The sequence below is a fragment of the Streptomyces griseomycini genome (assembly GCF_014203535.1).
Classification (GTDB): domain Bacteria; phylum Actinomycetota; class Actinomycetes; order Streptomycetales; family Streptomycetaceae; genus Streptomyces; species Streptomyces griseomycini.
Genome location: NZ_JACHJI010000003.1, coordinates 404,547 through 429,085, shown reverse-complemented (window position 1 = coordinate 429,085; position 24,539 = coordinate 404,547). Strand labels below are relative to the sequence as shown.

Genomic DNA, 24,539 nt, shown 5'->3' with positions numbered 1-24,539 from the left:
ACGAACACGGGTGACCCACCGCATCGGCACGGGACGCCGCAGCCGGCGGCCGTCCCGCACACGGCAGGAGACCCATGCGCAAGAAGATCGGCACCACCCTGGCGACCGCCACCGCGGTCGCGCTCACCGGCGGCCTGCTCGTCGCCGCGGCCGGGCCCGCGGCCGCCGCCCCGGGCCTCGACAGCGACTTCGACGGCGACGGCTACCGGGACGTCGCCGTCACCGCGCCCCTGGCCACCGTGGGCGGCAGGAACGCCGCCGGCGCCGTCACGATCCTCTACGGCTCCCCGGACGGCGCCGGCGCGCACAGGATCCAGTCCCTCACCCAGGACAGCGCGGGCGTCCCGGGCGCCGCCGAGAAGGACGACCAGTTCGGCGCCCACACCGCCCCGGGCGACTTCAACGGCGACGGCTACGCCGACCTGGCCGTGGGCGCCCCGGGCGAGGACTCCGGCTCGGACGCCGACGGCGGCACCGTGGTCATCCTGTGGGGCGGCTCCGGCGGGCTGTCCGGCGGCACCACGGTCTCCGACCCCTCCCGCTCCAGCCACGACTGGTTCGGCCAGGTGGTCGCGGCCGGCGACTACGACGGCGACGGCCGGGCCGACCTCGCGATCGCCTCGGACATCGACAAGGTCGACATCTACCGCGGCGGCTTCACCAGGACGGGCTCCACCGGCGGCCGGTACGCCGTCACGACGCCCGTCCTCAAGGTGAAGGGCATCGACATCTTCAACCTCACCCCGGGCGACATCGACTCCGACGGCCGCACCGACCTGGTCGTGGACGGCTACGAGGGCGACAGCGACGGCGAGTACTCGTACAACGCCAACTACTGGCTGCCCGGCTCCTCCTCCGGCACGACCACCTCCGGCGCCCGGAAGCTCCCCGCCGGCGTCATCTCCGACATCGGCGACGTGAACGGCGACGGCCACGGCGACATCGTCATCGGCAACCAGTGGGACGCCGGCGCGAACAGCGCCGGCGCCGCCAAGGGCGGGGCCGTGGAGATCGTCTACGGGACGCCGTACGGTCCCGAGGGCGGTGTCGAGACCATCAGCCAGAACACCGCCGGCGTGCCCGGCAGCAACGAGACCGGTGACGGCTTCGGCTACGAGGTCTCCCTCGGCGACATCAACGGCGACGGCCACGACGACCTCGTCATCGGCGCGCCGGGCGAGGACCTGGGCGGGGTCGAGGACGCCGGCATGGTCTCCGTGGTCTACGGCTCCAGCGGCGGCCTCTCCGACGCCGGCTCCCAGTCCCTGCACCAGGACACCCCGGGCGTCCCCGGCGGCAACGAGGAGGGCGACGGATTCGGCGGCGAGGTCCTCCTCTCCGACGTCACCGGCGACGGCAAGGCCGACCTGACCGTCGGCATGCCGTGGGAGAACTCCTCCGACGGCTACGCCGTCGCCTTCGACTCCGACGGCTCGAAGATCGGCACCACCGGACGCGGCATCGGCCTGACCCAGGCCGGCCTGTCCCCGGCGGGCCACCCGCTGTTCGGCCTCCACGTCAACGGCTGATCCACCCCGGCCCGCGCGAGCACGCCGCGGGCCGGGACCGGCGTGACGACGAAGAACGCGGCCAGCCACGGACCCGCCCCGTCGGGCGTCCGGTGCCGCAGTGACGTGAGCGCGCCGTCCGTCCTGCGGAGGACCGGCCCCCGGGGAGCCCCTACGGAGGACGGACAGCCGAACCGACCACCCCTTAGGGGATGTCACAGCTCGGCCGCAAACCCGGGCCCGGAAGCCGGGGTCCCGCACGTCGTCTCCCGGGACCAGGTACGTTCGAAGGCGTGGCTGGATTCAGGATCGGACGCGGCCGGGACAACAACGGCGCTCCTCACGCGCGACCGCAACACCCCCCGTACGGACAGCAGACGCCGCAGGGGCCGTCGTACGGCTACCCGCAGGCGCCTCAGCCGTACCCGCAGCAGCCCTCGTACGGCAGCGGCGGCGGCAGCCCCTGGCCGCACGCGAACGGCGGGCCCGCAGGACCGGGCGCCGGTCACGGCGGTCACGGCGAACCCGAGTACTTCGGCGACGGCGGACACCCGCACGGCGCCCAGGGCCCGCACGACCCGTACGCGGCCAACAACCCGGGCCACACCCAGGCGTTCGCGATCGGCGAGGACCCCTACACCCAGGGCGACACCTACCGCGCCGGCTCCGCCCCGCCCCCCGGTCCGATCGGCCCCCGCCTGCACTGGAAGGACCTGCTCAAGGGCATCGTCCTGTCCCCCTCCCGGACGTTCCTCCAGATGCGCGACTACACGATGTGGGTCCCCGCCCTCATCGTCACCTTCCTCTACGGCCTGCTCGCCGTCTTCGGCTTCGACGGCGCCCGCGAGGACGCGATCAACGCCACCCTGTCGAACGCCGTCCCGATCGTCCTGACGACGGCCGTCGCGATGGTGCTCAGCGCCTTCGTCCTCGGCGTGGTCACCCACACCCTGGCCCGCCAGCTCGGCGGCGACGGCGCCTGGCAGCCCACGGTCGGCCTCTCCATGCTGGTCATGTCCCTCACGGACGCCCCCCGCCTGGTCTTCGCCATGTTCGCGGGCGGCGACGCCGCCTTCGTCCAGCTCCTCGGCTGGGCCACCTGGGTGGCGGCCGGCGCCCTGCTCACCGTGATGGTCAGCCGCTCCCACGACCTCCCCTGGCCGAAGGCCCTGGGCGCGTCGGCGATCCAGCTGGTCGCGCTGCTGTCGATCGTGAAGCTGGGCACGTTCTGACCCCGAGCCGCACAAGTCGCACGAGAAGGGGGCTCCCGACCACCGGGAGCCCCCTTCTTCCTGCCGCCTGCCCGGTCCTCCCGCGCTAGGCGTCGAGCACCTGCCCCGCCCGCCGGACGACGGGCGGCTGGACGGACCAGGGGAAGTTGATCCACGCGTCGGTCCGCTTCCAGACGTACTCGCACTTCACCAGCGACTGCGTCTTCTCGTAGACCACGGCGCTGCGCACCTCGGCGACGGTGTCGAGGCAGAAGTCGCGCACGAGCTTGAGCGTCTTGCCGGTGTCGGCGACGTCGTCCGCGATCAGCACCTTCTTGTCGGTGAAGTCGATGGCGTTGGGCACGGGCGCGAGCATGACCGGCATCTCGAGCGTGGTCCCCACGCCGGTGTAGAACTCGACGTTCACCAGGTGGATGTTCTTGCAGTCGAGCGCGTAGGCGAGTCCGCCGGCGACGAAGACACCGCCGCGCGCGATGCTCAGCACTATGTCCGGCCGGTACCCGTCGTCGGCGACGGCCTGCGCGAGCTCGCGCACGGCCACTCCGAACTGCTCGTAGGTCAGGTTCTCCCGCACGTCGCTCACGTCACTCACGCCACTCGTGTCATCAACGTCACTCACGCCGCTCACACCTGCGTCCGGTGGAAGTTGAGGTAGGACCGCGAGGCGGTGGGTCCGCGCTGCCCCTGGTACCGGGACCCGTACCGCTCGCTGCCGTACGGGAACTCGGCGGGCGAGCTGAGCCGGAACATGCACAGCTGGCCGATCTTCATCCCGGGCCACAGCTTGATCGGCAGGGTCGCGAGGTTGCTGAGCTCGAGGGTGACGTGCCCGGAGAACCCGGGGTCGATGAACCCGGCGGTGGAGTGGGTGACGAGCCCGAGCCGCCCCAGCGAGCTCTTCCCCTCCAGCCGCGACGCGAGGTCGTCGGGCAGCGTGACGACCTCGTACGTGCTGGCCAGCACGAACTCGCCCGGGTGCAGGATGAACGGTTCGTCCCCCTCCGGCTCCACGAGCCGGGTCAGGTCCGCCTGCTCGACGGACGGGTCGATGTGGGGGTACCGGTGATTCTCGAACACCCGGAAGAAGCGGTCGAGGCGTACGTCGATGCTGGACGGCTGCACCATGGATTCGTCGTAGGGATCGATCCGCACCCGCCCGGCGTCGATCTCGGCCCGGATGTCCTTGTCTGAGAGAAGCACGCCCCGAGGATACGCAAGGCGCGCGGACCGGCCACAATCGCTCCGCTCCACGCGCCCGCGCCCTCTGTCTCTCCGCTCTCCCGCGCCCCCCGCTACCGCTTCTGGAGGGCCACCGGCACGACGCTGCGGAGCCGCGCACAGCGCGGACACCGCAGCAGCCGGCCGGGGCCGAGCCGCTCGGCCTGCTGCATCGGGAACGAGGTGGCGGTGAACACGTGCCCATCGGCACAGCGGACGACGGTGCGCTCCATCAAGTCCAAGAGTCCCTTCCCCAAGAGCCGCGTCTGGCTTGCTGCCCTGACGACAAAAGCCACATTACGGGATCAAAGGAACGCCCCTCCAGGCGGCACTCCGGACCCGCCCGGCCCCTCCACCGTACGCCCCAACTTCTGCCCCCCGCAGCCACATCCATCCCCTGAGAACCCGTCAGGCCCCCGGGCTGGAACACCGGGGGCCTGACATGGGGTAGAGTGAGCGGGCGTCCGGACACCGCTCGCGTGCGGCGGGGTCCTGGATCTTGCGCGGGTGTAGTTTAATGGTAGAACATCAGCTTCCCAAGCTGAGAGCGCGAGTTCGATTCTCGTCACCCGCTCCAAAGAGAAACCCCAGGTCAGCGGCCTGGGGTTTGTTGATTGTCTAGACCATTTTGAGGGCTTCGCGCCCTCCGCGTGCCCTGAGTCGCGGGAATGTGCCCACCGAAGGGGTATCGGAGGGTAAGCCCTGACGGCATGTCAGGGATGTGTCTCGAATGGTGAGATGCATTTCCTGTGTCCCGCATCACTTCCTGCGCTCTTGCAGGTGGAGTCGCGTACGCAAAGCACGACCGGACAGGCAAATGCGGAGCCCCCTACTCTGGCCTTGCCTGGAAGCACTCCCCAGGGGACAGGCAGAGGCTCCCACCAGCAGGCTGCGCGAGCCGGACGCGAGGTGGCGGTGGCCGAGCACGCTGAGCGACAGAGCCCGAGCTGTGCGTGTTCCTCCGATCTTCGTCGGAGACCCGAGCGTCAGCATCCTGCAGCTCCAGAAGCATCCCCGTCGATCTCAGCGAACCTCGACACCACGTCCGTCGCCGAGCTGGACATCTCACCGCGTACGCCGATAAGCGCGGTCTCGCCGGAGATACCGCACCCGCGCCACCCGATCACTGCAGTGACGGCGGGCCGTCGACCTCCACGGGAGGCGATGCGCATGCTCCCACCCCGGGGATGGCGTGCCTGCACAGCCGTGACCACCCCGGCCTTCGCGCGCTAGCCACGCCCTAGTCGTCACCCCAACCACCCACATCGCCCAGCAGCCGAGCCGGTCGCGACTCGGCTGAGAGAACAGGGCCGACACCGGTGACGGACGCGCGGGGCCCCCTCCCGGCCACCCGTGTATAGAACGGTCCCGTGACCACATCGGAATCACCGGTCCCCGCCGTAGGACCAGGCTTGCGGGGCCGTCTGCGCCCCTGGCCCTCGCCGCCGCGCTGACCGGCTGCGGACATCCTGATGCGGGACGCTGTGTGCACGATCAGTGAACCTGGTGGCGGGTTCCACCACGGGCGACGGCGTGCGTTCCGGGCCGAAAGCATCCGGCCAGGCGCGCGAGGACCCCATGCCGAGGCACGCTTCCCAAGGTGCCACCGCGGTCGTGGTGGCAGGGGACATGTACATCATCCACACGCACGGCACCGCTGCCGACCCAGACGTGCCCTAGGCCCCCGAGACCAGATCCGGGGACGCGGGCGTGGTCGGCCGAAAGCCGTCCTGTCGAGGTCCGGGCGGTCTTAGCGTCGTACCGTGACCACTGTTGACAACACCGCCTACCGGTACCGCACCGCCGTCCCCGAGGACGCGGAGGCCATCGAGGCCCTGGATGGCTCCTTCACCACCGACACGGTCTTCCAGGTGACCGTCACCGACGACGGGTTCTCCCTGCGGGAGATTGCGGTGGACCCTCCCCTGACGAAGGTGTTTCCCGAGGACGAGTACGACGGGGAGGACGGCGACGACGGGGATTCCCGCACCTTCGTCGCCCACGGGGCCGCCGGTGACCTGGCCGGGTTCGTCGCCGTGTCGTATTCCGGATGGAACCGTCGGCTGACCATCGAGGACATCGAGGTCGCTCCGGAGCACCGGGGCCGGGGGGTCGGCCGCGCGCTGATGGGGCTCGCGGTGGAGTTCGCCCGTGAGCGGGGAGCCGAGCACCTCTGGCTGGAGGTCACCACCGTCAACGCGCCGGCGATCCACGCCTACCGGCGGATGGGCTTCGCCTTCTGCGGGCTGGACATCACCCTCTACGACGGCACGCCCTCCGAGGGCGAGCAGGCGCTCTACATGAGCATGCCCTGCCCCTGAGCGGACAGCAGGCGGCACACGGACGGGGCGGACCCGTCGCCCGGCGCGATCGTGACAGTCAGCAGCCAGGCCGGGTCTGCGTCCGGGGCCGGAGCCCGCTCGTACCACTCCACGCGCGCGTCAAGCAGCCGACAGCCCGCCATCCGTCGGGTGGCGTACCACCTCTGGAAAGGCTCGGAGCGCCACACCGCGAGCGGGACGGCCCGCTCGCCTCCGGTGCGGTGGGAGCCGTGGCCCACGGCGCGCAGGGCCGCTCCCGCCGCCCCCTGGAGGGTGCGCTCCACCGGCACCCCGAACGCCTCGGCGAAGTGCAGGAGGTACGCCATGCGTTCGGCTTCCGGCGGCGCACCGAGCACCGCCCGGCCCGAGTCGTACCACGCCCCCCACTTGATGTTGGAGACCAGCCCGGGGAGCCGGTTCATCTCCCGGGGGATCCAGAACAGGACCACGTCCGAGCGGCGCATGGCCTCCTCCTCCCAGACGATCTGGTCCGCGTAGGGCGGATAGGACCTGCCCGCGGCGGGCTCCGGCAGGAAGACCGCCAGTCGTCCCGGGCCCTTCCACGCGGTGCGCAGAGCGGCGACCGCGGACGGGCGCCAGGACGGCTTCCCGGGGTCGGTGGGGGTGGGCCCGCAGAGGTACACGGCCGCTTCCCAGGACTCGGGCTGCTCCTGGCCGACGTACGTCACCTCGACCGAGGCGGGGGCTTCGAGGAGGGGCTCAGTGGACATGGGACGCTCCGGTGTCGGTCGTGGGGAGGGTGGCGAGGAAGTCGAGAAGGACGGTGTTGAAGGCGTCGGGACGTTCCAGGAAGCCGAGGTGGCCGGTGTCCGCCAGCTGCGTGTAGCGGGCGCCGGGTATCGCCGCGGCCACCTCACGGCTCAGGTAGGCGGGGGCCAGCACGTCGTCGGCGAAGCCCACCACCAGCAGCGGCGTGGTGATTCCCGCGTACGCGGCCAGCCGGTCGGGAGCGGGCGAGCGCGGGCGGTGCGCGCCGACGGAGGTACTGCTGAGCGCGGCGATCTCGAACAAGTCCAGCCATTCTGCGACCGCACCCTCGTCCGCCAGGGTCCTGGGGGAGAGGTTCTGCACCAGCTGCACGAACGCCTGGTACTCCGGCGGCAGCCGACTGCCCGCCTCGGCGTACGCGGCCTCGGCGCGGGCCAGCGCGTCGCCGACCGCGTCGGGCCGTCCCCGCGTCGCGGCCAGCACAGCGCCGCTCGCCAGATGCGGATCGGTGAGAAGCAGTTCCTGTATCGCCATGGCTCCCAGGGAGTGGCCGACCAGCGGGCAGGGCGGCAGCTCCAGCGCGGTGAGGAGTTGCCGTACCGCAGTGGCCAGTTCGCCGACGCAAGAGCCGGCGGTGTCGTGGTCGAAGGTGATCACCTGGTGACCCGCCGCGGTGAGCGCGGGCACCTGGTGGTGCTCCCAGATCCGGCCGGTGCCACCCGCGCCGGCGACCAGGACCACCGGCCGCCCGGAGCCGTGGACCGTGTACGCCGTCCCGCCGCTCACCGGGCCATCCTCCGCAGCGCGGTCTGCGTCCACGCCGGGCGGCCCGTGTCCAGGCCGCGCAGCGCCACATGGACCCAGATGAAGGACGCCCGGGCCAAGATGTGCGACCGCATGCCGGCGGGTACCTCGCCGCCCGCCGCCCGATAGGCGTCCAGGAGGCGGTCGAGGACGTCCGGGCCGCCGGCATAGAGCATGTCGACGAAGTCCGCCGCCGGATCGCCGATGCCGGCGTTCGCCCAGTCCAGCAGGGCCGACAGGGCCGGGGGGCCGGACGGGGGATGTTCGACCAGGGTGTGGCCCGGGTGCACGTCGCCGTGGACGAGCACCAGGCGGTCGGGCCACAGACGGTCGTCGTCCAGCCACTTCTGCCAGCGGCGCACCTGGGCGGCGGGAAGCTCCAGTTCGGTCCGGGCCCGGGCCAGCCGGTCCGCGATCTGGGAGCGTACGGCCTCGGGGCAGGCCGGGTGCGGACCCGGGAGTTCCCAAGGGCCGTCCAGAGGCGTGCGGTGCACCGCGGCCAGGCAGTGGGCGAGCGGCTCCAGGTAGCGGTCCGGGTGGGACAGCGGATCCATCGACCAGTCGTAGACCAGGGTGACCGGGTCCTCTGTGCCCGCCGCCTCGCCGGGCAGGCGCGGGTAAGCGACGAGGTCCGGGGTGTGCAACCGCCAGTCGGGAACCGGTACCGGGACCCGGTGGCGAACGGCGCTGAGGACGGCGCCCTCCACGGCCAGCTGGCCGGATGCCTCCGGCCGCCGCGGCTGCCGCAGGATCCAGTACGTGCCGTCCGTGGCGCGGATGTGGGTGACGCGGAAGTCCCAGCCGCTGTCGTCGCTTTGTGCGGACTCCGGTACGAGTGCCACGCCCAGCCTCCGTGAGGCGTACGCGGCCAGCTCGGCGGGTTCCGCGCCCGGAGCCAGGGCGGCGGCGCTCATCGGGCGGCCGCCATGGTGCCCAGGTGGCGGTCCCGGGTCGCGTTCCGGTCCACCTTGCCGGTGTGGGTACGCTCCAGCGTGTCGACAGGCAGGATCAGGCCGGGCACCAGATGCGGCGGCGCCGTCCGCGTCAGCCGGTCGCGGATGCCCGCGGCGACCTCGCCCGGCTCGGCGTCGGGCAACGGGACGAAGAACGCGGCCAGCGAGGAGTGCCCGGCTCGGTCCACCTTGGCGGCCGCGACCGCTGACACTCCCTCGCACCGCCCGATCAGCGCCTCGACATCGAGCAGGTCCACGCGATAGCCGCGGATCTTGACCTGGTGGTCGGAGCGTCCCTTGAACACCAGGACCCCGTCGGCCGCCTCGCCGACCAGGTCCCCTGTGCGGTACCAGCGGACGCCGTCCCGTTCGGTGAAGCGGGCGGCCGTCGCCTCCGGGCTCTCGTGATAGCCGAGGGCCAGCCCGGGGCCGGAGACGTACAACTCGCCCGTCTCGTCGATCCGCTGGCCGACGTGCGGCAGGGGGCGCCCGATGGGCAGGTCTCCGTCCGTCTCCGGCAGTGTGGGGGCGCCCGGTCCGGCGAGTTCCACCGCGTGCGTGACCAGCGCGGTCTCCGTGGAGCCGTACGTGTTGAGCAGCCGTACGTCCTTGGTGCCGGGAAGTCGGCGCCAGCGCTCCAGCATGTCGGCGCGCACCGCTTCCCCGCCGATCACCACCGTGTGCAGGGACGCCGGCAGCCGAGCGTCCTGGCGCAGCAGATCGCCGGTAAGACCGTCCCAGAACCCGGTGGGCAGCACCACGACCGAGAGCTGTTGCTCCTCCACCACCCGCGCGAACCCCTCACGCGCCCCGTCGTCGATCACGAGGGTGGCGCCTGCCGTGAGGGTCGGCAGGATCTCCTCCAGGCTCGTGTCGCCGCCCGCGCCGTGGAAGTGCAGCACGAACTCGCCCTCGCCGATGCCGTACAGGATGCGCAGCGGCGGCACCACCGCCGCCAGCGCCCGGTGCGGGACCACCACTCCCTTCGGCTCGCCGGTGGAGCCAGAGGTGAACAGCACATACGCCGGGTCTTCGGGCCGCGGACCCGGCCGCGGCGGTGCGGGGGGTGTCGCGGACGCCACGGCGGTGGGTGCCCAGCGCGGCCGGATCACCTGCCCGACGGGGGGCTGCCAGCCGGTCTCCGCGGTCGCCACCGCCTCCCGGCAGCCGACCCGTCGCAGGATCGCCTCCAGCCGGGCCTCGGGGTGGTGTGCCTCCAGCGGCACGTACGCCCGTCCCGCCGCCAGCACGCCGAGGATCGCCGCCACGTCACGGGCCGAGCGGTGCACCACGACGCCCACCGGTGGCTGGGGCTCCGCCGTGCGGGGTTCCACGGCGGCGGCGACCTCCAGCACCCAGGCGGCGAAGGTGCCGTAGGTGAAGACGAGACCGTTGTCGACGACGGCTGGCCGGCCCGGATCGTCGCGCGCCCTGTCGAAGAACGGTTCCAGAAATGAGGCTGCGGAGGACTCCATTGTGAACTCCCGTGTTCTGTTGGAATATTGGCGGGTGCGTATTGTTGTGGAAGACGATGTGAAAATACCGATGCGAGACGGCGTGTTATTGAGCGCCGACCTCTACCGCCCGGACACGGCCGAAGCGGTGCCGGTGCTCATCCGGCGGACGCCCTACGGGAGAGCGGGCAGCCCCGGCGGGGCCTCCGTCGACGGCCTGCGGCTGGTCCGCTCGGGATACGCCCTGTTGGTGCAGGACGTCCGTGGCCGGTTCGCCTCCGGCGGCACCTTCGAGCCGTACTGGAACGAGGCCGCGGACGGCGCGGACACCGTCGCATGGGCCGTCGGACAGCCGTGGTGCGACGGCTCGGCGGGCCTGTTCGGCCGCTCCTACGAGGGCATGGCGGCGTTGCTCGCGGCGGCGGAGCGGCCGCCTGGTCTGGCCGCCATCGCCCCGCACGTGGCCGGTTCCGGGTTCGACGAGGGCTGGACCTGGCAGGACGGTGCCTTCCAGCTGGGTTTCCTCCTCTACTGGGTGCTGTACGACCTGCTGCTCAGCGGAGCCGGGCTGGCCGGGCCGGAGTTGTCCGAGGTGGCCGACGCGGTCGACCGGATCGACGCGCTGTACGCGGACCCGGACGCCGCCCGGGACCTCCTCGACCGGCTCGCCCCCTATTACCGGCAATGGATCGAGCACCCTTCCGGACACCCCTACTGGAAGCGCGCCGCACCGCGCGAAGCGTATCCGTCGATAAACATTCCGGTGCTGAATCTGACGGGGTGGTACGACATATTCCTCGCCGGTGCCCTGGAGAATTTCCGGGGAATTCGGGAACAGGGCGTGGAGACGCGTCTGGTGGTCGGCCCCTGGTCCCACTGCGTCACCGGCGGGATCTTTCCCCAGCGCCGTTACGGGCTCGCGGCCGACGAGCGGGAGCTCGACGTCACCGGCCTGCACCTGGACCACTTCGACCGCCATCTGCGCGGGCGGCGGACCGGTGCTGCGACCCCGGAGCCGGTACGGCTCTTCGTCACCGGCGCCGATGAGTGGCGCGCTTTCCCCGACTGGCCGGTCCCCGGCACCGAGGAGTACGTGCTCCACCTGGACGGCCGACGGCTCACGCCCGGACCCGCACCCCGGGCCGCCGGCAGCGACAGGATCCGCCATGACCCGGCCGACCCGGTACCCACCACCGGTGGCGCCACAGCCCTGCCCGGTCAGTTCACCGGCGGCGACTGCGGCCCGCTCGACCAGCGCGAGGTCGAGCGGCGCGGCGACGTCCTGTGCTTCACCGGAGCCCCGCTCACCGCCCCGCTGACCGTGGTCGGCGACACCGTACTGACGGTCTATGTCACTGCGGACGCCGCGGGCGCCGACGTGACCGGCAAGCTCGTCGACGTCTGGCCCGACGGGCGGGCGGAGCTGCTGTGCGACGGTGTCCACCGGCTGTTGCCGGCGCCCGCACCGGCAACAGCGCCGGGGGCGGGCGCCCCGCCCGCCCCCGGCCGACCGGTCAAGGTCACCGTCCGCCTCGGTGCGATCGGCCACATGTTCCGCACCGGCCACCGCGTCCGCCTGGAAATCGCGGCCAGTAACGCACCGCGCTTCGACGTCCATCCTCGGGTGGTCGCGCACCACACGGTCCACCACGGCGGTGACCATCCCTCACGCCTGCTGCTGCCGAGTCTCGTCGGCGGCTGACCCGACGGCCGGGCCGGCGGCGTCCTGGTGGAAGACCGACAGGTCGGTCACCTTCTCGATCCGCCGGCCCGCCTCCCAGTGAGCCCGGCGCAGCCGCCGCAGCTGGGCCTTGGTCAGGCGGGTGCTGTGCTGCGGGATCGACCGCACCATACGCGCCCGCTTGGCCGAGGCTGGGTAGCGGTCCCGCACCCGATACGGGTCGTTGAGCAGATGGTGAGCGGTGCCCACGTGGAAGGCGATCTTCAGCAGCGCGTAGTAAGCCGCGGCGCCCACGCCCTTGTCACGGGCGCAGTGCACCAGGGTCCTGGTCGCCTCGAACACGCGCCACAGCACCGGAACGGCCGGCGTGGTGAACACACCCGTCTCCTGGGCGATGCCCTCGCCGACGCCGTAGCGGAAGTAGCTGCGCATGTTGGCGAAGCCGTGCTGGGCGTCGTGGAAGATCCGGGCCTCGGGCAGGTACACCACGGGGATGCCGGCCAGCTGGAGCCGGAAGTCGAACTCCCGGTCCTCACACCAGTGGATGAGCTCGTCGAAGTGGTAGCCGCCGATGTGGTCGATGATCGCCCTGTTGTAGATGAGCGGAGGGGACAGGGCGCTCACATAGTCGCCCTCGTCGAACTCCCGCACCCGAGCGGTCAGCTTGCTGAGCAGGCCGTCCGACTCCCCGTACACCACCTGGCCCTTGACCACCGGGGCGGTCAGGACGGCGCGGACCATGGCCCGCACGACACCCGGGGCGAAGGTGCAGTCGGAGTCCATCAGGAGCAGGTACTGCCGGTCGGTGGCGGCGGCCCCCGCGTTGTAGGCCGCGCCCAGGTTGCCGACGTCGTCGATCCGGGTGACCGTCAGCGGGCGCGGGTGCTCGTCGATCAGCTTCAGCACGGCGTCACTGGGGCCGTTGAGCGCCAGCACGATCTCGACGTCCTCGTCGATCGATGCGATGCAGTCGGCGATCCGGAGGTCGTCGCGCAGGGCGATGACCACGGCGGTGCGGGCGATCCCCTTCTCGACTGCGACCTCGTCCACCGGGTCGGTGGCCATCCCGTTCTCCCTCGTTTCGTTGGTGTGCGCGCCCAGCGGTCCGCGCGCGGTCGTCGCCGGTGTCGTGGTCATTCCGCCGAAGCCTTGAACCGCAGGGGCAGCGCGCGCAGCGTGCGTTCGGCGATCGCCTCGGCCTCGGCCGGTTCGTCGGCGTACGCGATCACGCCCGCCAGGGGGTCGGTTCCGCCGCGGTAGGGCGGCACCACGATGCCGGGCGCCAGCTCGATGCCCCAGAAGACGTCGTGCACCCCGACACGGCGAGCGACGTCCCGCGGGTTGCCGACCCACTCCACCACCCCGCCGTCCGCCGGCAGGAACCGCTGGACCGCCGCACCGCTGCGGGTGGGACGCAGCTCGGAGAGCTCCAGCGGTTGGCCCAGCGCCAGTCGCACCACGTTGGGCAGTGGGTCCACGCCGGTGGCCAGCCGCATCACCTCGGTGGCGATCCGGGCGCCGGTGAGCCGGCACGTGATTTCCAGGAGCACCACCCGGCCGTCACGGGTGCGCAGGATGTCGGTGTTGATCACCGCCGGGTCCAGGCGCAGGGCCCGAGCCCCGCGCCGTACGGTGTCGGTGACCTCCTCGATCTGCTCGGCGGTGAGCCGGCTGGGGAGAGTGTCGCCGCCCTCGAAGAAGTACGGGGCGAACTCCTCCTTGCGCCCGTACTCCCGGTCGGCGAAACCGAACCGGTGCAGCTTGCCGTCGACCATGAAGGCGGCCAGCGTGTGCTCGGTCCCCTCCAGGAACTCCTCGACGACGATCCGTCCGACGGGACTGAGCCGCAGCGCCTCAGCCGCCCTCGCCCGTACCGCCTCGGGCGACTCCACCTTCATCACGCCCAGCGAGCCGGTCTGGTCGCTGGGTTTGATCACGGCCGGCAGACCGACCTCGGCGACCGCCCGCAGCGATTCCTCCACGCTCTCGGCGGTCGCGAACCGGGGGAGGTCCAGGCCCGCCTCGCGCAGGATCGCCAGCCGCCGGTCCTTGAGTGTGCAGTCGAGGGCCGTCTCCAACGGCAGGCCGGGGCAGCCGAACCGGTGCGCCAGCGCACTGATCACCGGCGGGTTGTCGGCGCCGAGCGAGAACACGCCGTCCGACCGGTCGATGCCGGCCGCCGACAGCTGCGCGAGGACCGCCGTGCTGTCGGTCGGGTCGCAGACCAGCAGTATGTCCGCCGCCGCCCGCGCCCGGTCGGTGGGTGTGTCGGTGACGACCACCAGCTCCCGCCGCGGCGAACGCAGTTCCGAAAGCGAGTGGTCCATCCCGGAACCGAGCCCGCAGACCAGGAGCCGCTCAGTCACGGTCGCCTCCCGGTACGCCGGCCGAGGGATGCGTGCTCAGACTCAGCACCTGGAACACCTCCGCGTGGCCCGAGCCCGCGGACAGCGCGCCGCGGTAGCGGGCCAGTCCCCGGATGCCCTCGTCCCAGGCGGCGTGGCGCAGTTGCGAGACATACGCGCGCATCGCCTCGACCTTGGTCTCGATCTGGCCGTCGATGTCCTCCGCGTACTGGAACCGGGCCATCGGCGCCCACACTTCGTACCCGAGCACCAGCCGGGGCGCCGGCATCGGCCGCTCGCCCGCCTCCTGAAAGAAGTCCGACTGCGCCATCCACAGCGCCTCGGTGGTCAGCTGGTGCACCATGCGGTGCTCGACATCGTCGTCGTTGTCATGGGGCAGGTAAACCACCTGCGGCCGCACCTCCCGCAGCACCCGCACCAGGTCGAGGTGCACACGGCGGGAGAGCGTGAAGTCTCGTGACGGCTCGTCGAAGGAAATGCAGCGGTGCACGCCCAGGATCTTCGCCGCGGCCTGCGTCTCGGCCGCGAACTGCGAGTCGGTGACCGCGTCGTCAAGGGCGCTGCGCTCGCGCCCGATCACGATGACCACCGTCACCCGGGCGCCGTCCCTGACATGTTTGGCGATGGATCCACCGCAGCCGATGACGTCGTCGTCAGGGTGCGGCGCCACCACCAGTACGTCGGTGACCCCGTTCACGACCGCGCCTCCGGTGCCTGCCGGGCCCAGCCGGCCCACTGCCCGGTCAGCTGCATGCCCTCGGTGAAGGAGGTGCGCGCGGTGAAGCCGAGCAGCCGCTCGGCCTTGTCGTACCGGGCCCGCGCGGTCGAGCGGTACAGTTCCAGCTCCCAGTCCGGCACCGGGTTCTCGGCTCCTTGCGCCGCCGGCGTTTTCAGGCCGCGCAGGGAGCGGATCGAGTCGAAGAACCGGCCCCAGCCGAGTGGTTCGCCGTTGCCGACGAGGAAGCGCTGACCGGCGGCCGCCTCCTTCCCGGTGGCCAGGAGCACGGCGTCCACCAGGTCGTCGACGTACACAGCGTTGCACACGCCGGTGTCCTCGCCCGTCGGGAGCGCGGCGAAGTCGCCTTCCGCGCGCTGCAGCTGGGCGGTGGTCCACTGGCCGCCCCACGGCCCGTAGACCACGCCGGGCTGGAGCACGACGGTCTCCAGCCCGTGGCCGTGGGCGTCGAGGACCAGCCGCTCCGCGGCGAGCTTCTGCTGCTCGTACTCGCGGTCGGCGGGGTCGGCCGGCCGGGCCGGCGACTCCTCGGTCAGCTCACCGGTGACGGCGGGGTCGTAGACGTCGATGGTGCTCAGGTGCACCACCCGCCGGACCCCGGCGCCGCGGGCGGCGGCCAGGACGTCGGCGGTGCCCTCGACGGAGGCCGCCCAGCGGTCCGCCTCGTCACCGGCGCTGCCGAAGGCGCAGTGCACAACGGTGTCGCACCCCTCGAAGGCGGCCCGCAGTCCGTCGGTGTCCAGCAGGTCGGCCTGGCGGAACTCCAGCCGCTCCTGCGGCAGGACGGACAGCCGCGCGGCCCGGCCGAAGCCGCGCACGACCGGCCGGACGCGGGCCTGCGTGCCCAGGGCCAGCCGCTCGACGACACGGCCGCCGATGAAGCCGCTCGCGCCGGTGACCGCCACCGTGAGGCCGGCGAGCGCTTCACCGCCGTCGGTCGCGGCGCCGCGGGTGGTCCAGGGCTGCGCGGCCTTCCGGTGGCTGCCGCCGTAGCACTCCTGGATCAGCTCGACGACGCGCAGGCCGTCCTCGGGACCGGAGTGCACGGCGGTGTCGCCGCGCACGGCCGCGGCGAAGTTGGCGAGCTGCTCGGTGAACAGCAGCTCCCACTCGCCCTGTGCGGGGGGCACCGCTTCCACGTCGCCACGGTGCAGCTCCACGCCGTCCGAGGTGACCAGGGTGCACTCGCCTGCCGGGAAGTCGGTGCCGATGGTCACGGTCGCCTTGGTGCCCGTCACCGTGCAGGAGATGCCGAGGTCGCGCAGCCGGCTGAACTCGCAGTGCACGTCGACCGAGCCGAAGCGCAGGTGAGCGTCGGCGTCGGTCTCCACTCCGCCCAGTGAGTTGTCCTCGTAGTGGATGACCTCCACGTCGGGACCGAGCCACCACAGCAGCGTGTCGAAGACGTGCGAGGCGGTGTCGGTGAGCACCCCACCGCCTGCGAGCCGCCGGTCGAACATCGACCAGGAGACCGGCTCCCACGCGTACGGGTGGCCCTCCGTCCAGTCGACGCGTACCACGTCGCCCAGGTCGCCGCTCTCGATGAGCCGCTTGACCCAGGCGTACGCGGGGAAGAGCCGCCGCGGATGGGCCATCGCGAGCCGCGGCGCGGAAGTGTCGGCGGCGAGGGCGACTAGGTGCCGGGCATCCTCCACCGAGGTGGTCATCGGCTTCTCCAGCAGCACGTGCTTGCCGGCCGCGAGCAGGGACTCCACAGTCCGGGCGTGCACGGTGTGCGGTACGACGACCACGGCCGCGTCGAAGGCGTCGGCGGCCTCGGCCGGGTCGGTGGCGATCACCACGTCGTCGGCACCGGTACCGGCGAGTTCGCGGTACAGGTCGAGCGCGGCCCGCGCCTGGCGCGGGTCCCGGTCGATGAGTGCGGTCAGCTGCACATCGCCTTTCAGCGGAGGCAGAGCGGGCACGTGGCAGCCGCGGGCGGCGGCACCGCACCCGACGATGGCGAGGCGTACGGGAGGCATGGGTTCTCCAAGGGGTCGGAGGGGATGGCTCGGGAGAGGCGGGTACGCCGCGGTGCGGAGGTGCGCGGCGTGCGTCACGGCGCATCGGCCGCGTGGTGCACCCAGATGTTGGGCTCGGCGTACGTTCCGTGACCGTCGTCGGCGACCCGCAGCGGCACCAGGCCGCCGGGCAGCGGATGGTCACCCGGTCCCGGCAGCGGATGGCCGAGGAACTCCTCCCAGCGGGAGACCGGCTGACGGATGACCAGGGACCGGTGGGCGAAACCCAGCTGCCGGGCACCGAGTTCAAGGTGCGTGCGCAGCCACGGATCGAAACAGCGGCCGTCGGGCCGGCGCCAGGCGGCGTACTCCTCGATCGGGATCAGCGGGTAACGCGGCTTACGCGTGGGCCGGACCGGGATGATCAACCCGCGCGGGCATTGCTCCGCGGCCCGGGTGCGGGCCTCGGTCAGCAGCCGCTCGGCGTGGCCGGCCGCCCGGTGCGCGGGATCGACGGACACCGACAGCATGCAGAGGGCGTCCGGGTTGTCCGGGGGACCGTGGTCAACGGCCTCCACCAGGACCTCGTCGCTGCCGGAGGGCAGCGACGAGGCGGTGCCGTCCCACCGCACCGGCAGCCCGTTGGCCGCCGCCACCAGCTTCCCGTCGCCGTCCACCAGGCAGAGCTGGTGAGCGGGGTAGCGCTCGTACATCCCGTGCCAGCGCCAGTTGCCGGGAGACTCCCAGCTCATGAACGCGGGCATGTTGGCGCCGATCAGCGCGTCCACCTCGGGCAGCAGCGACGGGTCGCGGGACAGATCCGTGAGGGTGAGCGTCACCGGTGCGCTCAGCCCAGCAGCCGGGTCTCGGCCGTAGCCCGCATCGGGCGGGAGCGCCGCAGGTCGACGGTGACGCACACCCGCTTGAGCCAGCGGTCGGTGCCGTCGTAGCGGGCCTGGAAGGGCAGGCGGCCGTGCACCGCCCGGTGGTTGTCGATGAAGAGCACGTCGCCCTGGTCCGCGACCACCTCACGCATCCCCGCGTCCACCACCTTGCACAGCGCGTCGTAGGCACGCCGGGCGTCTGCGTCGTCCTCCGGCACGGAGGTGAAGTACGGGTCCAGACGCATGTACGGGTCCTGCCGGGAGCCGTAGAGCAGTGGGCCGAGCGGCCGCTCGTCGATCATCTTCTGGATGGTGGCGAAGCGGGCGGCCTGCTCCTCGGAGGTGATGGTGTTGTTCTTCGGCAGGTGTGACTCGTCCGGGGCGATGTGGAAACGCGGCTCGAAGAGGATGTCGATGTCCTCCTCGGACAGCGAGGCCAGGTCCAGCTCGCCGATCGTGGTGGGCACGCGGTCGGGGTTGCGCAGCGCGCCCAGGATCAGGTAGTCGCTGCGGTAGGGGTGGAAGGCGTCCTCGGTGTGCCAGGTCAGCAGCTCCTTGCTGCCCATGCCGAGCTGGTCGTTCTCGTGCTGGCGGATCGGGAAGATGTCGTGCACGAGGTGGCCGTCCTGCTGCGTGGCCCAGCCGAAGGGCTCGCCGAGCAGCGCCGAGTACAGCATCAACAGCAGCTCCTCGGGGAACTCCCCGCCGGGCCGGGGGCGGCCGCGCCAGTGCTCGGGGGTGGGCCCGATGCGCCGCTGGTCGAATTCGTGCCCGCGGACGACCACATGGCCGTGGCGGTCGCCCAGCTTGAAGTCGCGCAGGAAGCGCTGCACGCCCAGCGGCAGCCGGGTCGCGAGCCGCGGCAGGTCGCGCAGCAGGTCGGCGTCTTCGAAGGACGCGTAGGTGGCGGCCAGGTCGAGGGTTAGCTCTGCGGTCGCGCTGGCCTCGTCGGGGGTGAGGGTGTAGCTGCGTGTGGACTGGTCGGTGAGGTTCGACATTGCCAACTCTCGCTGATCTAGTGGATGGTTACTGCCCGCAGGCAGCTGGAGCGGGGCCTGCGGGCCCTCGGGCGGTGCTGGGTGACGCGATGGTCCGTGAGCTGCGCGGACGCGGTCCGCCTGCGCGGCCGGTCAGAGCCGGGCGGCCCTGTCGGCGGCGAGCGCCCCGGCCAGTAGCCGGGGAGTCGGAAACCGGAGCACTGCGCTCGCCCTCAGCCCGGCTGCCGAAGGGAAGGACTCTCGCAGCCGCACGAGCAGGCGCATGGCGAGCAGGGACTGCCCGCCATGCTCGAAGAAGTCGTCGTCGGGACCGATCCCCGGTTCGCCCAGGACCTCGCGGAAGATGTCCACGACGGTGGACAGTGATGCGTCGACAGACTCCGGCTCGGCGCCCGGACCCGGCATGTCCGATCCGCCCGGCGCCTTGGATCCGGCCGGTGCGGCCGGTGCACCCGGCGCCTCCCGTGTGCCGGGGGCCTCCGCTGTGCCCGGCGCTTGCCCCGCACCGCCGGACCCCGCCGCGGCCCAGTCGCTCAGGCGGCGCTTGTCGATCTTGCCGTGCGGGTTCTTCGGCAGGACGGACACCCGGTACAGCACCCTGGGCACGGCCCAGTCGGGCAGGTGCGCCTCCAGCGGCGCCACCAGCGTGTCCCGCTCCGCCCCTGTCAGACGGACCGCCTCGCCGGGAAGCGGGGCGTGCCGCGGGTCGGCCGGGACCGTGAAGGCCCACAGCGCGGTTCCCGTCCGGGGGTCCGGGAACACCACGGCCTGGTCCACGGCGGGGTCCTCGCACAGGGCGCGTTCCACCCGCGCCGGCTCCAGCCGGTGGCCGCGGATCTTCACCTGGTCGTCGAGCCGCCCGAGGAAGACCAGGTACCCGTCGGCGTCGATCCGGCCGAGGTCACCCGTCCTGTACACGCGCGCGCCGGGGTCGGCGGACAGCGGGTCGGGCACGAACCGGCGGGCCGTGGCGGCCTCGTCACCGAGGAAGCCGCGCGCCAGCAGCGGTCCGCCGATGTGGATCTCCCCGGACTCGCCCTGCGGTACCGGCCGTCCGTCGCGCCGGACGCTGATCTCCACGTCCCGCAGCGGCGTGCCGAGCGGAACCTCCTCGGCGTCCGCCGGAAGCAGCCCCGTGTAGAAGGTGGAGCTGACGGTGCACTCGGTCAGTCCGTAGACGTGGGCCAGCCGGGCCGGCTGGCGGGCCTGCCATTCCCGGTAGGGCCGCGGGTCCATCCGCTCGCCGCCGACCACCACCAGGCGCAGCTCCGCCGGGGTGGTCAGGCCACGTGTGTCGAGCCAGCGGGCGTACTCCAGCCAGTACTGCGTGGAAAGCTCCACCACGGTGGTCCCGGTGCGGGTCATCGTGGTGTGCAGTTCCTCGGCGTCCAGGGCCTGTGTGTCGGCCCGGCACACCACGGCCGCGCCGGAGACGAGCGCGGGGAACACCTCCTCGATCAGCACGTCGAAGCCCAGCGAGGCCACCTGCAGCCAGCGGTCCCCGGCGGCCAGCTCCAGCCGTTCGGCGACCGCGACCGCGAACCGGCGCAGCGAGTCGCGCTCGATGACGGTGCCCTTGGGCTGCCCGGTGGACCCGGAGGTGAACAGCACGTACGCCACGTCGCTGCCGGCCGCCGCCCGGACCGGCCGCCGGGCCGCGGAGCCGTCGGCGTCCGCCGTCCCGCCGTTGGCGGGGCAGGCCGGCACGTACGCTGTCGCGGGTGCGTGGGCGCCGTCGCCGAGCCACACCGCCGCCTGCGTGCGGCGCACCAGCGAGTCCCGCGCGGCGGCGGGCAGCCGTCCGTCCAGAACGGTGAACCCGGCCCCGGTCTTCAGCGCCGCGACCATGCCCAGCACCGTGCGGCCGGGGTCGGAGAAGGCGAGGCCCACCAGCCGTCCCGGGCCCGCGCCGCGCTCGGCCAGGGAACCGGCCCAGGCGTCCGTCAGCCGGTCCACCGACCGGTACGTCAGCATCTGCCGCGGCGTCACCAGGGCGGGTTCCTCGGCATGTTCGCGTACGCGGTGGTCCCACAGGTCCAGTACGTCGGGTAAGTCCACGGCGGTCACCGAGCGGCCCCACGGGTCCGCAGGAACTCCGACAGCTCCGCGAGACCGGCCCGGAAGCCCTCCTCCGGGCCGCCGAAGCCGAGCCGGGCGCCGTGCGGCGCGCCGAAGGCCGTACCCGGCACGAGGAGCGTGTTGTGGCGGGAGAGCAGCTCCAGGCAGAACCGTTCCACCGCGGCCGGCCCGGCAGCGGCCCGCTCCAACTCGCGGAAGATGGGCAGCGCGCACACCCCGCCCTCCGGTGGCGTCCAGCGCACCAGGTCCTCGTGCTCGGCCATCCACTCCGTGAGGTGCGCCAGGTTACGCCGCGCCTCGGCCGCCCGCGTGCCGATCAGCACGTCGGCCTGGCGCATCGCCCGCTCGGCGATCAGCTCGACCAGCGGGGACAGGAAGAGCGTGGTCCGGTCGCGCAGCGGGAAGACGGCGGTGATCAGCTCCGGCGGCGCGATGGCCCAGCCGACCCTGAGTCCCGGCAGACCGAACGTCTTGGAGAAGGTGCCGTAGGACACCATGTCGTCGTGGGCGACCGCCGGGAGGACCTCCCAGCGGTGCGCGATCTCGGCGGTGGCGGCGTCCCACACCAGGGTCGCGCCGACGGCGGCGGTCCGCTCGGTCAGCGCCTTCAGTCCCTGCGGCGAGAGCGTGGCCCCGGACGGGTTGTGCGGGAAGTTGACGATGACGGCCCTGGTTCCCGGCCTGACCAGGCTCTCCAGCACGTCGTCGTCGATCTCGCCGTCGCGTACGGCCGCCGCCGGCAGCTCGGCGAGGTCGCAACCCGCCGCCCGCGGGTAGTGGCCCAGCGAGTGGTAGATGCCCTGCTGGACGACCACCCGGTCGCCGGGCCGCAGCAGCATGCTCAGCGTGAGCGCGATGGCCTCGCTGGAGCCGTGGGTGACCAGCACCCGGTCGGCGGCGCCGTCCGCGTACCGGTCGGCGATCGCCTGCCGGATGCCGGCACCTCCCTGGGAGACGCTGTCGTCCATGACGACGGCGTCCAGATCCTCGGCCGGGATGCGGCACAGTTCGCGTATCTCCGCGAAGGTGTACGGGTGGACGCCGCTGGAGCTGATGTCGTGGATGTCGGGGCCGAGATGCCGGCGGTACCACTCCTCCAGCACCGGGGGGTCCTCACGCAGCGGACGCAGACTGCTCATGTTGTGCAACTGTCCCTTTCTACCCCTGACGAGTGCCCTGGTGGTTGTCCCGCCACCACCGCTGTCCGGCGAGCGGAAGCGTGTCGATGGGGTCGTAGTAGTGGTACGAGCCGCTGCGGGTCTCCGGGTCCACCGCTTCAAGCGGGGTGAGATAGCTCTTGCTCCAGTGCGATACGCCGAGCTGGCGGTCGTAGGAGTCGGCCTGCTCGACCCAGCGCTTGCCGGCCATCGGCACGTCGCACACGATGCGGGGTGTGGCGAAACCGGGCAGGTAGCCCATGATCTGACGCTGTATCAGCTGAGCGCGGTGCAGCGGCACCCGCCAGTGCTCGGCGTTCGGGATCATGTCGCACATGTAGAAGTAGTACGGCGTGATCCCCGCGTGGTCGGTGAGCGCGAAGCACAGGTCGAGCAGATCGTGCGCGCTGTCGTTGACGCCGCGCATCAGCACGCCCTGGTTGCGCACGCTGTGCAGCCCAGCCCCCAGGAGTGCCCAGGCCGCCTCCGCCACCGCGGGGGTGATCTGCTGGGCGGCGTTGGCATGGGTGTGCAGCGCGATGCGCACCCCGCGGGACCGGGCCGTCCGCGCGACCCGCGCGACGCCCTCGAGCACCGGGCCGGACCGCCAGTGCTGCGGCAGTCCGACCAGCCCCTTGCTCGCCAGGCGGATGTCCCGGATCGACTCGATCTCCAGCAGGCCGCTGATGAAGCGCTCCAGGCGCGGCCATGGCATGTTGGCCAGGTCGCCGCCGGAGACCACCACGTCCCTGATGCCAGGGGAGGCGCGCAGGTGTTCCAGGATGCGGTCGGCCCGGTCGGACGGCTTGAGCCGGAGCTTGTTCTTGGACACCTGGGGGGTGGAGTTGCCCACCAGATCCATCCGCGTGCAGTGCCCGCAGTACTGCGGGCACGTCGACAGCAGCTCTGCCAGTACCTTGGTGGGGTAGCGGTGAGTCAGTCCCTCCACCACCCACATGTCCTGCTCGTGCAAGGAGTCCCGGCTGGCCATCGGGTGCGAGGGCCACTGCGGGTGCCGGTCGGAGAACACCGGCAGCATGTAACGGCGCACCGGATCGTCGTAGAACGCCTTGGTGAGCTCGCCCGGACGGGCGTCGGCCACTTCCGAGGCCATGGTGTTGATCATCTGTGGCGGCAGCAGCACCGACATGGTGGCGCGGTGCAGCCGGTCCTGCTCCCAGTCCTCGTAGAAGCGCTCGTCCAGCAGGTCGCCCATGACCGCGCGAAGCCCCTTCGCGTCCTTCACGCAGTGGGCGCGCTGCCACTGGGGGTCCGCCCACTCGGCCGCTGTGACGTCGCGCCACCCGGGGAAGCGCCGCCAGTCCGGCTCCACGAGCGGACGGCTGCGGTACTCGTAGACACCTTCCGGTGTTGCTGATTCCGTCTGGCTGCGTGTTGTGTCCACCAACCCGCCCCACCCAATCCCATCGGTTTCGGCCGTATCGCCTGCCGTCGATCTTGCAGAGGGCGTGGGTTGTACACGAGGGGAAGTTGTACAGGGGTGAAAGCGCCGAGCGCCCCTATACAACTGGGCCTCGTTCAACGAAGCGGGGAGCGGCCAGTCGGTGTTGGCAGGGTGGGCGGATGGCACTTCCAGGCTGCGCGACCGGTTGCGTGACTGGCCTGAACTATCAGTCCGGCAGTTGATGTACATGCAACCGGCATGTACCAATAGCCGCGAATCCGGTGCTGTTGTGCCGTCGGGACCGGGCACCGCTGACCACGGTTGTATGGCCCGACGGGATCTGAGCTTCGTCGAGACCAGGGGGAAATATGCCCAGGCCAGAGCGACATCTGGACCCTGATGCAGGACCATTGGAGGCATTCGCCCACGACCTGCGCACCTTACGGAGGCGTGCCGGGAACCCCTCGTACCGCACCATGGCGAAACGGGCGCACTACTCCGTGTCCACGCTCGCCGAGGCCGCGCGGGGATTGCACAAACCCTCACTGAAAGTGACCCTCGCCTATGTGGCCGCGTGCGGCGGAGACCTGGAGCTGTGGTCGCGCCGCTGGCATAGCGTCAACAGGGAAATGGAAGCACGTGACACACCGGGACACGGGCACTTGGGCGGCGCGGAGAGGGAGCGTCCTCGCTCCGAGCAGAGTGCTCTGGAGCACGGCGCGGAGCGTGAGCCCGAGTGGGGCCAGGCCCAGGGAGCAGACGGCGGCCCGGACCGGAACCGGAATCCGGACCGCTGCCCAACGCACCCTGGCACCCTCGCGTCCGCCGTCTCCGCGCACGGTTGCAGCACGGACGAACTGACCCGCGATGAACGGGCCGAACTGCGTCGGCTGCGCAGCGAGGTCGAGGAGCTGCGGCGCGCCAACGATGTGCTCAAGGCGGCATCCGCGATCTTCGCCGCAGAACTCAGCACAACGGCGAAGGTCGTGTACAACTCGGCAGGTCGACAAGATCGGTTGGCGTGACCGGTGCACCCCGCGCCTCGTGGGCGCG

The 24,539-nt window shown here is 71.8% G+C and carries 21 protein-coding genes and 1 tRNA gene; 6 read left to right on the top strand and 16 right to left on the bottom strand.

Annotated features, from left to right (window positions below):
• The first annotated feature begins 74 nt into the window (after positions 1 to 74).
• Both FHS37_RS10820 and FHS37_RS10815 read left to right on the top strand, forming a co-directional pair.
• Complete coding sequence (locus FHS37_RS10820) at positions 75 to 1,529, top strand: FG-GAP-like repeat-containing protein (RefSeq protein ID WP_184819501.1); 1,455 nt, start codon at positions 75 to 77, stop codon at positions 1,527 to 1,529.
• Between the two features lie 191 nt (positions 1,530 to 1,720).
• On the top strand, positions 1,721 to 2,740 hold the full coding sequence (locus FHS37_RS10815) for a Yip1 family protein (protein ID WP_184819499.1): 1,020 nt from the start codon (positions 1,721 to 1,723) through the stop codon (positions 2,738 to 2,740).
• An 85-nt stretch (positions 2,741 to 2,825) separates the two neighbouring features.
• Here FHS37_RS10815 and FHS37_RS10810 read toward each other — a convergent pair whose 3' ends face one another.
• The 3 genes from FHS37_RS10810 to FHS37_RS10800 form a co-directional block, all read right to left on the bottom strand.
• Entirely contained in the window at positions 2,826 to 3,323 is a 498-nt protein-coding gene (locus FHS37_RS10810; protein ID WP_184820018.1) for a phosphoribosyltransferase, read from the bottom strand.
• 41 nt (positions 3,324 to 3,364) lie between these two features.
• Positions 3,365 to 3,940 carry a dCTP deaminase gene (dcd, locus tag FHS37_RS10805; protein WP_184819497.1) on the bottom strand — a complete coding sequence of 192 codons (576 nt, stop codon included), beginning with the start codon at positions 3,938 to 3,940 and terminating at the stop codon, positions 3,365 to 3,367.
• Positions 3,941 to 4,032: 92 nt separating this feature from the next.
• Complete coding sequence (locus tag FHS37_RS10800) at positions 4,033 to 4,200, bottom strand: hypothetical protein (RefSeq protein WP_184820066.1); 168 nt, start codon at positions 4,198 to 4,200, stop codon at positions 4,033 to 4,035.
• A 261-nt stretch (positions 4,201 to 4,461) separates the two neighbouring features.
• Between FHS37_RS10800 and FHS37_RS10795 the strand changes: the two genes are divergently transcribed.
• A tRNA-Gly gene (locus FHS37_RS10795) sits at positions 4,462 to 4,535 on the top strand.
• Between the two features lie 1,186 nt (positions 4,536 to 5,721).
• Positions 5,722 to 6,279: a GNAT family N-acetyltransferase gene (locus FHS37_RS10790; RefSeq protein ID WP_184819495.1), complete on the top strand. Its 558-nt coding sequence runs from the start codon at positions 5,722 to 5,724 to the stop codon at positions 6,277 to 6,279.
• Here FHS37_RS10790 and FHS37_RS10785 read toward each other — a convergent pair.
• From FHS37_RS10785 to FHS37_RS10770, 4 genes are read right to left on the bottom strand one after another with little or no spacing between them, the layout of a single operon-like run.
• Positions 6,255 to 7,010, bottom strand: coding sequence for a nucleoside 2-deoxyribosyltransferase domain-containing protein (locus FHS37_RS10785; protein WP_184819493.1), 756 nt, complete (start codon positions 7,008 to 7,010; stop codon positions 6,255 to 6,257). The two genes, FHS37_RS10790 and FHS37_RS10785, sit on opposite strands and share 25 nt — an antisense overlap.
• Positions 7,000 to 7,794 carry an alpha/beta fold hydrolase gene (locus FHS37_RS10780; RefSeq protein ID WP_184819491.1) on the bottom strand — a complete coding sequence of 265 codons (795 nt, stop codon included), beginning with the start codon at positions 7,792 to 7,794 and terminating at the stop codon, positions 7,000 to 7,002. Before FHS37_RS10780 ends, FHS37_RS10785 begins: the two co-directional genes overlap by 11 nt.
• Positions 7,791 to 8,726, bottom strand: coding sequence for a macrolide 2'-phosphotransferase (locus FHS37_RS10775; RefSeq protein WP_229889963.1), 936 nt, complete (start codon positions 8,724 to 8,726; stop codon positions 7,791 to 7,793). Before FHS37_RS10775 ends, FHS37_RS10780 begins: the two co-directional genes overlap by 4 nt.
• Positions 8,723 to 10,240, bottom strand: a complete 1,518-nt coding sequence (locus FHS37_RS10770; protein ID WP_184819489.1) for an amino acid adenylation domain-containing protein — start codon at positions 10,238 to 10,240, stop codon at positions 8,723 to 8,725. The genes FHS37_RS10775 and FHS37_RS10770 overlap by 4 nt, the downstream gene beginning before the upstream one ends.
• A gap of 70 nt (positions 10,241 to 10,310) precedes the next feature.
• Here FHS37_RS10770 and FHS37_RS10765 point away from each other — a divergent pair, with 70 nt between their 5' ends.
• Positions 10,311 to 11,921 carry a CocE/NonD family hydrolase gene (locus tag FHS37_RS10765; RefSeq protein WP_245005456.1) on the top strand — a complete coding sequence of 537 codons (1,611 nt, stop codon included), beginning with the start codon at positions 10,311 to 10,313 and terminating at the stop codon, positions 11,919 to 11,921.
• Here the strand turns inward: FHS37_RS10765 and FHS37_RS10760 are convergent.
• The 9 genes from FHS37_RS10760 to FHS37_RS10720 form a co-directional block, all read right to left on the bottom strand.
• Entirely contained in the window at positions 11,886 to 13,037 is a 1,152-nt protein-coding gene (locus FHS37_RS10760) for a glycosyltransferase family 2 protein (RefSeq protein WP_229889964.1), read from the bottom strand. The two genes, FHS37_RS10765 and FHS37_RS10760, sit on opposite strands and share 36 nt — an antisense overlap.
• On the bottom strand, positions 13,034 to 14,266 hold the full coding sequence (locus tag FHS37_RS10755; RefSeq protein ID WP_184819485.1) for an ATP-grasp domain-containing protein: 1,233 nt from the start codon (positions 14,264 to 14,266) through the stop codon (positions 13,034 to 13,036). The genes FHS37_RS10760 and FHS37_RS10755 overlap by 4 nt, the downstream gene beginning before the upstream one ends.
• Positions 14,259 to 14,963 carry a PIG-L deacetylase family protein gene (locus tag FHS37_RS10750; RefSeq protein WP_229889965.1) on the bottom strand — a complete coding sequence of 235 codons (705 nt, stop codon included), beginning with the start codon at positions 14,961 to 14,963 and terminating at the stop codon, positions 14,259 to 14,261. Before FHS37_RS10750 ends, FHS37_RS10755 begins: the two co-directional genes overlap by 8 nt.
• Positions 14,960 to 16,984, bottom strand: a complete 2,025-nt coding sequence (locus FHS37_RS10745; RefSeq protein WP_184819481.1) for an NAD-dependent epimerase/dehydratase family protein — start codon at positions 16,982 to 16,984, stop codon at positions 14,960 to 14,962. The genes FHS37_RS10750 and FHS37_RS10745 overlap by 4 nt, the downstream gene beginning before the upstream one ends.
• A 74-nt stretch (positions 16,985 to 17,058) precedes the next feature.
• The gene (locus tag FHS37_RS10740) at positions 17,059 to 17,802 is read right to left on the bottom strand and encodes a hypothetical protein (RefSeq protein WP_184819479.1); all 744 of its coding nucleotides are present in this window, start codon (positions 17,800 to 17,802) and stop codon (positions 17,059 to 17,061) included.
• 8 nt (positions 17,803 to 17,810) lie between these two features.
• Positions 17,811 to 18,845, bottom strand: a complete 1,035-nt coding sequence (gene vioC / locus FHS37_RS10735; protein ID WP_184819477.1) for an arginine beta-hydroxylase, Fe(II)/alpha-ketoglutarate-dependent — start codon at positions 18,843 to 18,845, stop codon at positions 17,811 to 17,813.
• 132 nt (positions 18,846 to 18,977) lie between these two features.
• Positions 18,978 to 20,903, bottom strand: a complete 1,926-nt coding sequence (locus tag FHS37_RS10730; RefSeq protein WP_229889966.1) for a non-ribosomal peptide synthetase — start codon at positions 20,901 to 20,903, stop codon at positions 18,978 to 18,980.
• A gap of 5 nt (positions 20,904 to 20,908) precedes the next feature.
• Positions 20,909 to 22,063, bottom strand: coding sequence for a capreomycidine synthase (gene vioD / locus FHS37_RS10725; RefSeq protein ID WP_221499587.1), 1,155 nt, complete (start codon positions 22,061 to 22,063; stop codon positions 20,909 to 20,911).
• A 19-nt stretch (positions 22,064 to 22,082) separates the two neighbouring features.
• The gene (locus tag FHS37_RS10720) at positions 22,083 to 23,486 is read right to left on the bottom strand and encodes a KamA family radical SAM protein (protein ID WP_184819473.1); all 1,404 of its coding nucleotides are present in this window, start codon (positions 23,484 to 23,486) and stop codon (positions 22,083 to 22,085) included.
• A 476-nt stretch (positions 23,487 to 23,962) separates the two neighbouring features.
• On the opposite strand from FHS37_RS10720, the gene FHS37_RS10715 reads away from it, so the two are divergent.
• Positions 23,963 to 24,511 (top strand): XRE family transcriptional regulator, encoded by a 549-nt coding sequence (locus FHS37_RS10715; protein WP_229889967.1) that lies wholly within the window; start codon positions 23,963 to 23,965, stop codon positions 24,509 to 24,511.
• Positions 24,512 to 24,539 lie beyond the last annotated feature (28 nt).

Bases quoted from the DNA above. Each gene is read 5' to 3' on its own strand.
- FHS37_RS10820 (WP_184819501.1), top strand. From the start codon at position 75: ATGCGCAAGAAGATCGGCACCACCCTGGCGACCGCCACCGCGGTCGCG.
- FHS37_RS10815 (WP_184819499.1), top strand. From the start codon at position 1,721: ATGTCACAGCTCGGCCGCAAACCCGGGCCCGGAAGCCGGGGTCCCGCA.
- FHS37_RS10785 (WP_184819493.1), bottom strand. From the start codon at position 7,010: ATGTCCACTGAGCCCCTCCTCGAAGCCCCCGCCTCGGTCGAGGTGACG.
- FHS37_RS10775 (WP_229889963.1), bottom strand. From the start codon at position 8,726: ATGAGCGCCGCCGCCCTGGCTCCGGGCGCGGAACCCGCCGAGCTGGCC.
- FHS37_RS10770 (WP_184819489.1), bottom strand. From the start codon at position 10,240: ATGGAGTCCTCCGCAGCCTCATTTCTGGAACCGTTCTTCGACAGGGCG.
- FHS37_RS10765 (WP_245005456.1), top strand. From the start codon at position 10,311: ATGCGAGACGGCGTGTTATTGAGCGCCGACCTCTACCGCCCGGACACG.
- FHS37_RS10760 (WP_229889964.1), bottom strand. From the start codon at position 13,037: ATGACCACGACACCGGCGACGACCGCGCGCGGACCGCTGGGCGCGCAC.
- FHS37_RS10745 (WP_184819481.1), bottom strand. From the start codon at position 16,984: ATGCCTCCCGTACGCCTCGCCATCGTCGGGTGCGGTGCCGCCGCCCGC.
- vioC (WP_184819477.1), bottom strand. From the start codon at position 18,845: ATGTCGAACCTCACCGACCAGTCCACACGCAGCTACACCCTCACCCCC.
- vioD (WP_221499587.1), bottom strand. From the start codon at position 22,063: ATGAGCAGTCTGCGTCCGCTGCGTGAGGACCCCCCGGTGCTGGAGGAG.
- FHS37_RS10715 (WP_229889967.1), top strand. From the start codon at position 23,963: ATGGCGAAACGGGCGCACTACTCCGTGTCCACGCTCGCCGAGGCCGCG.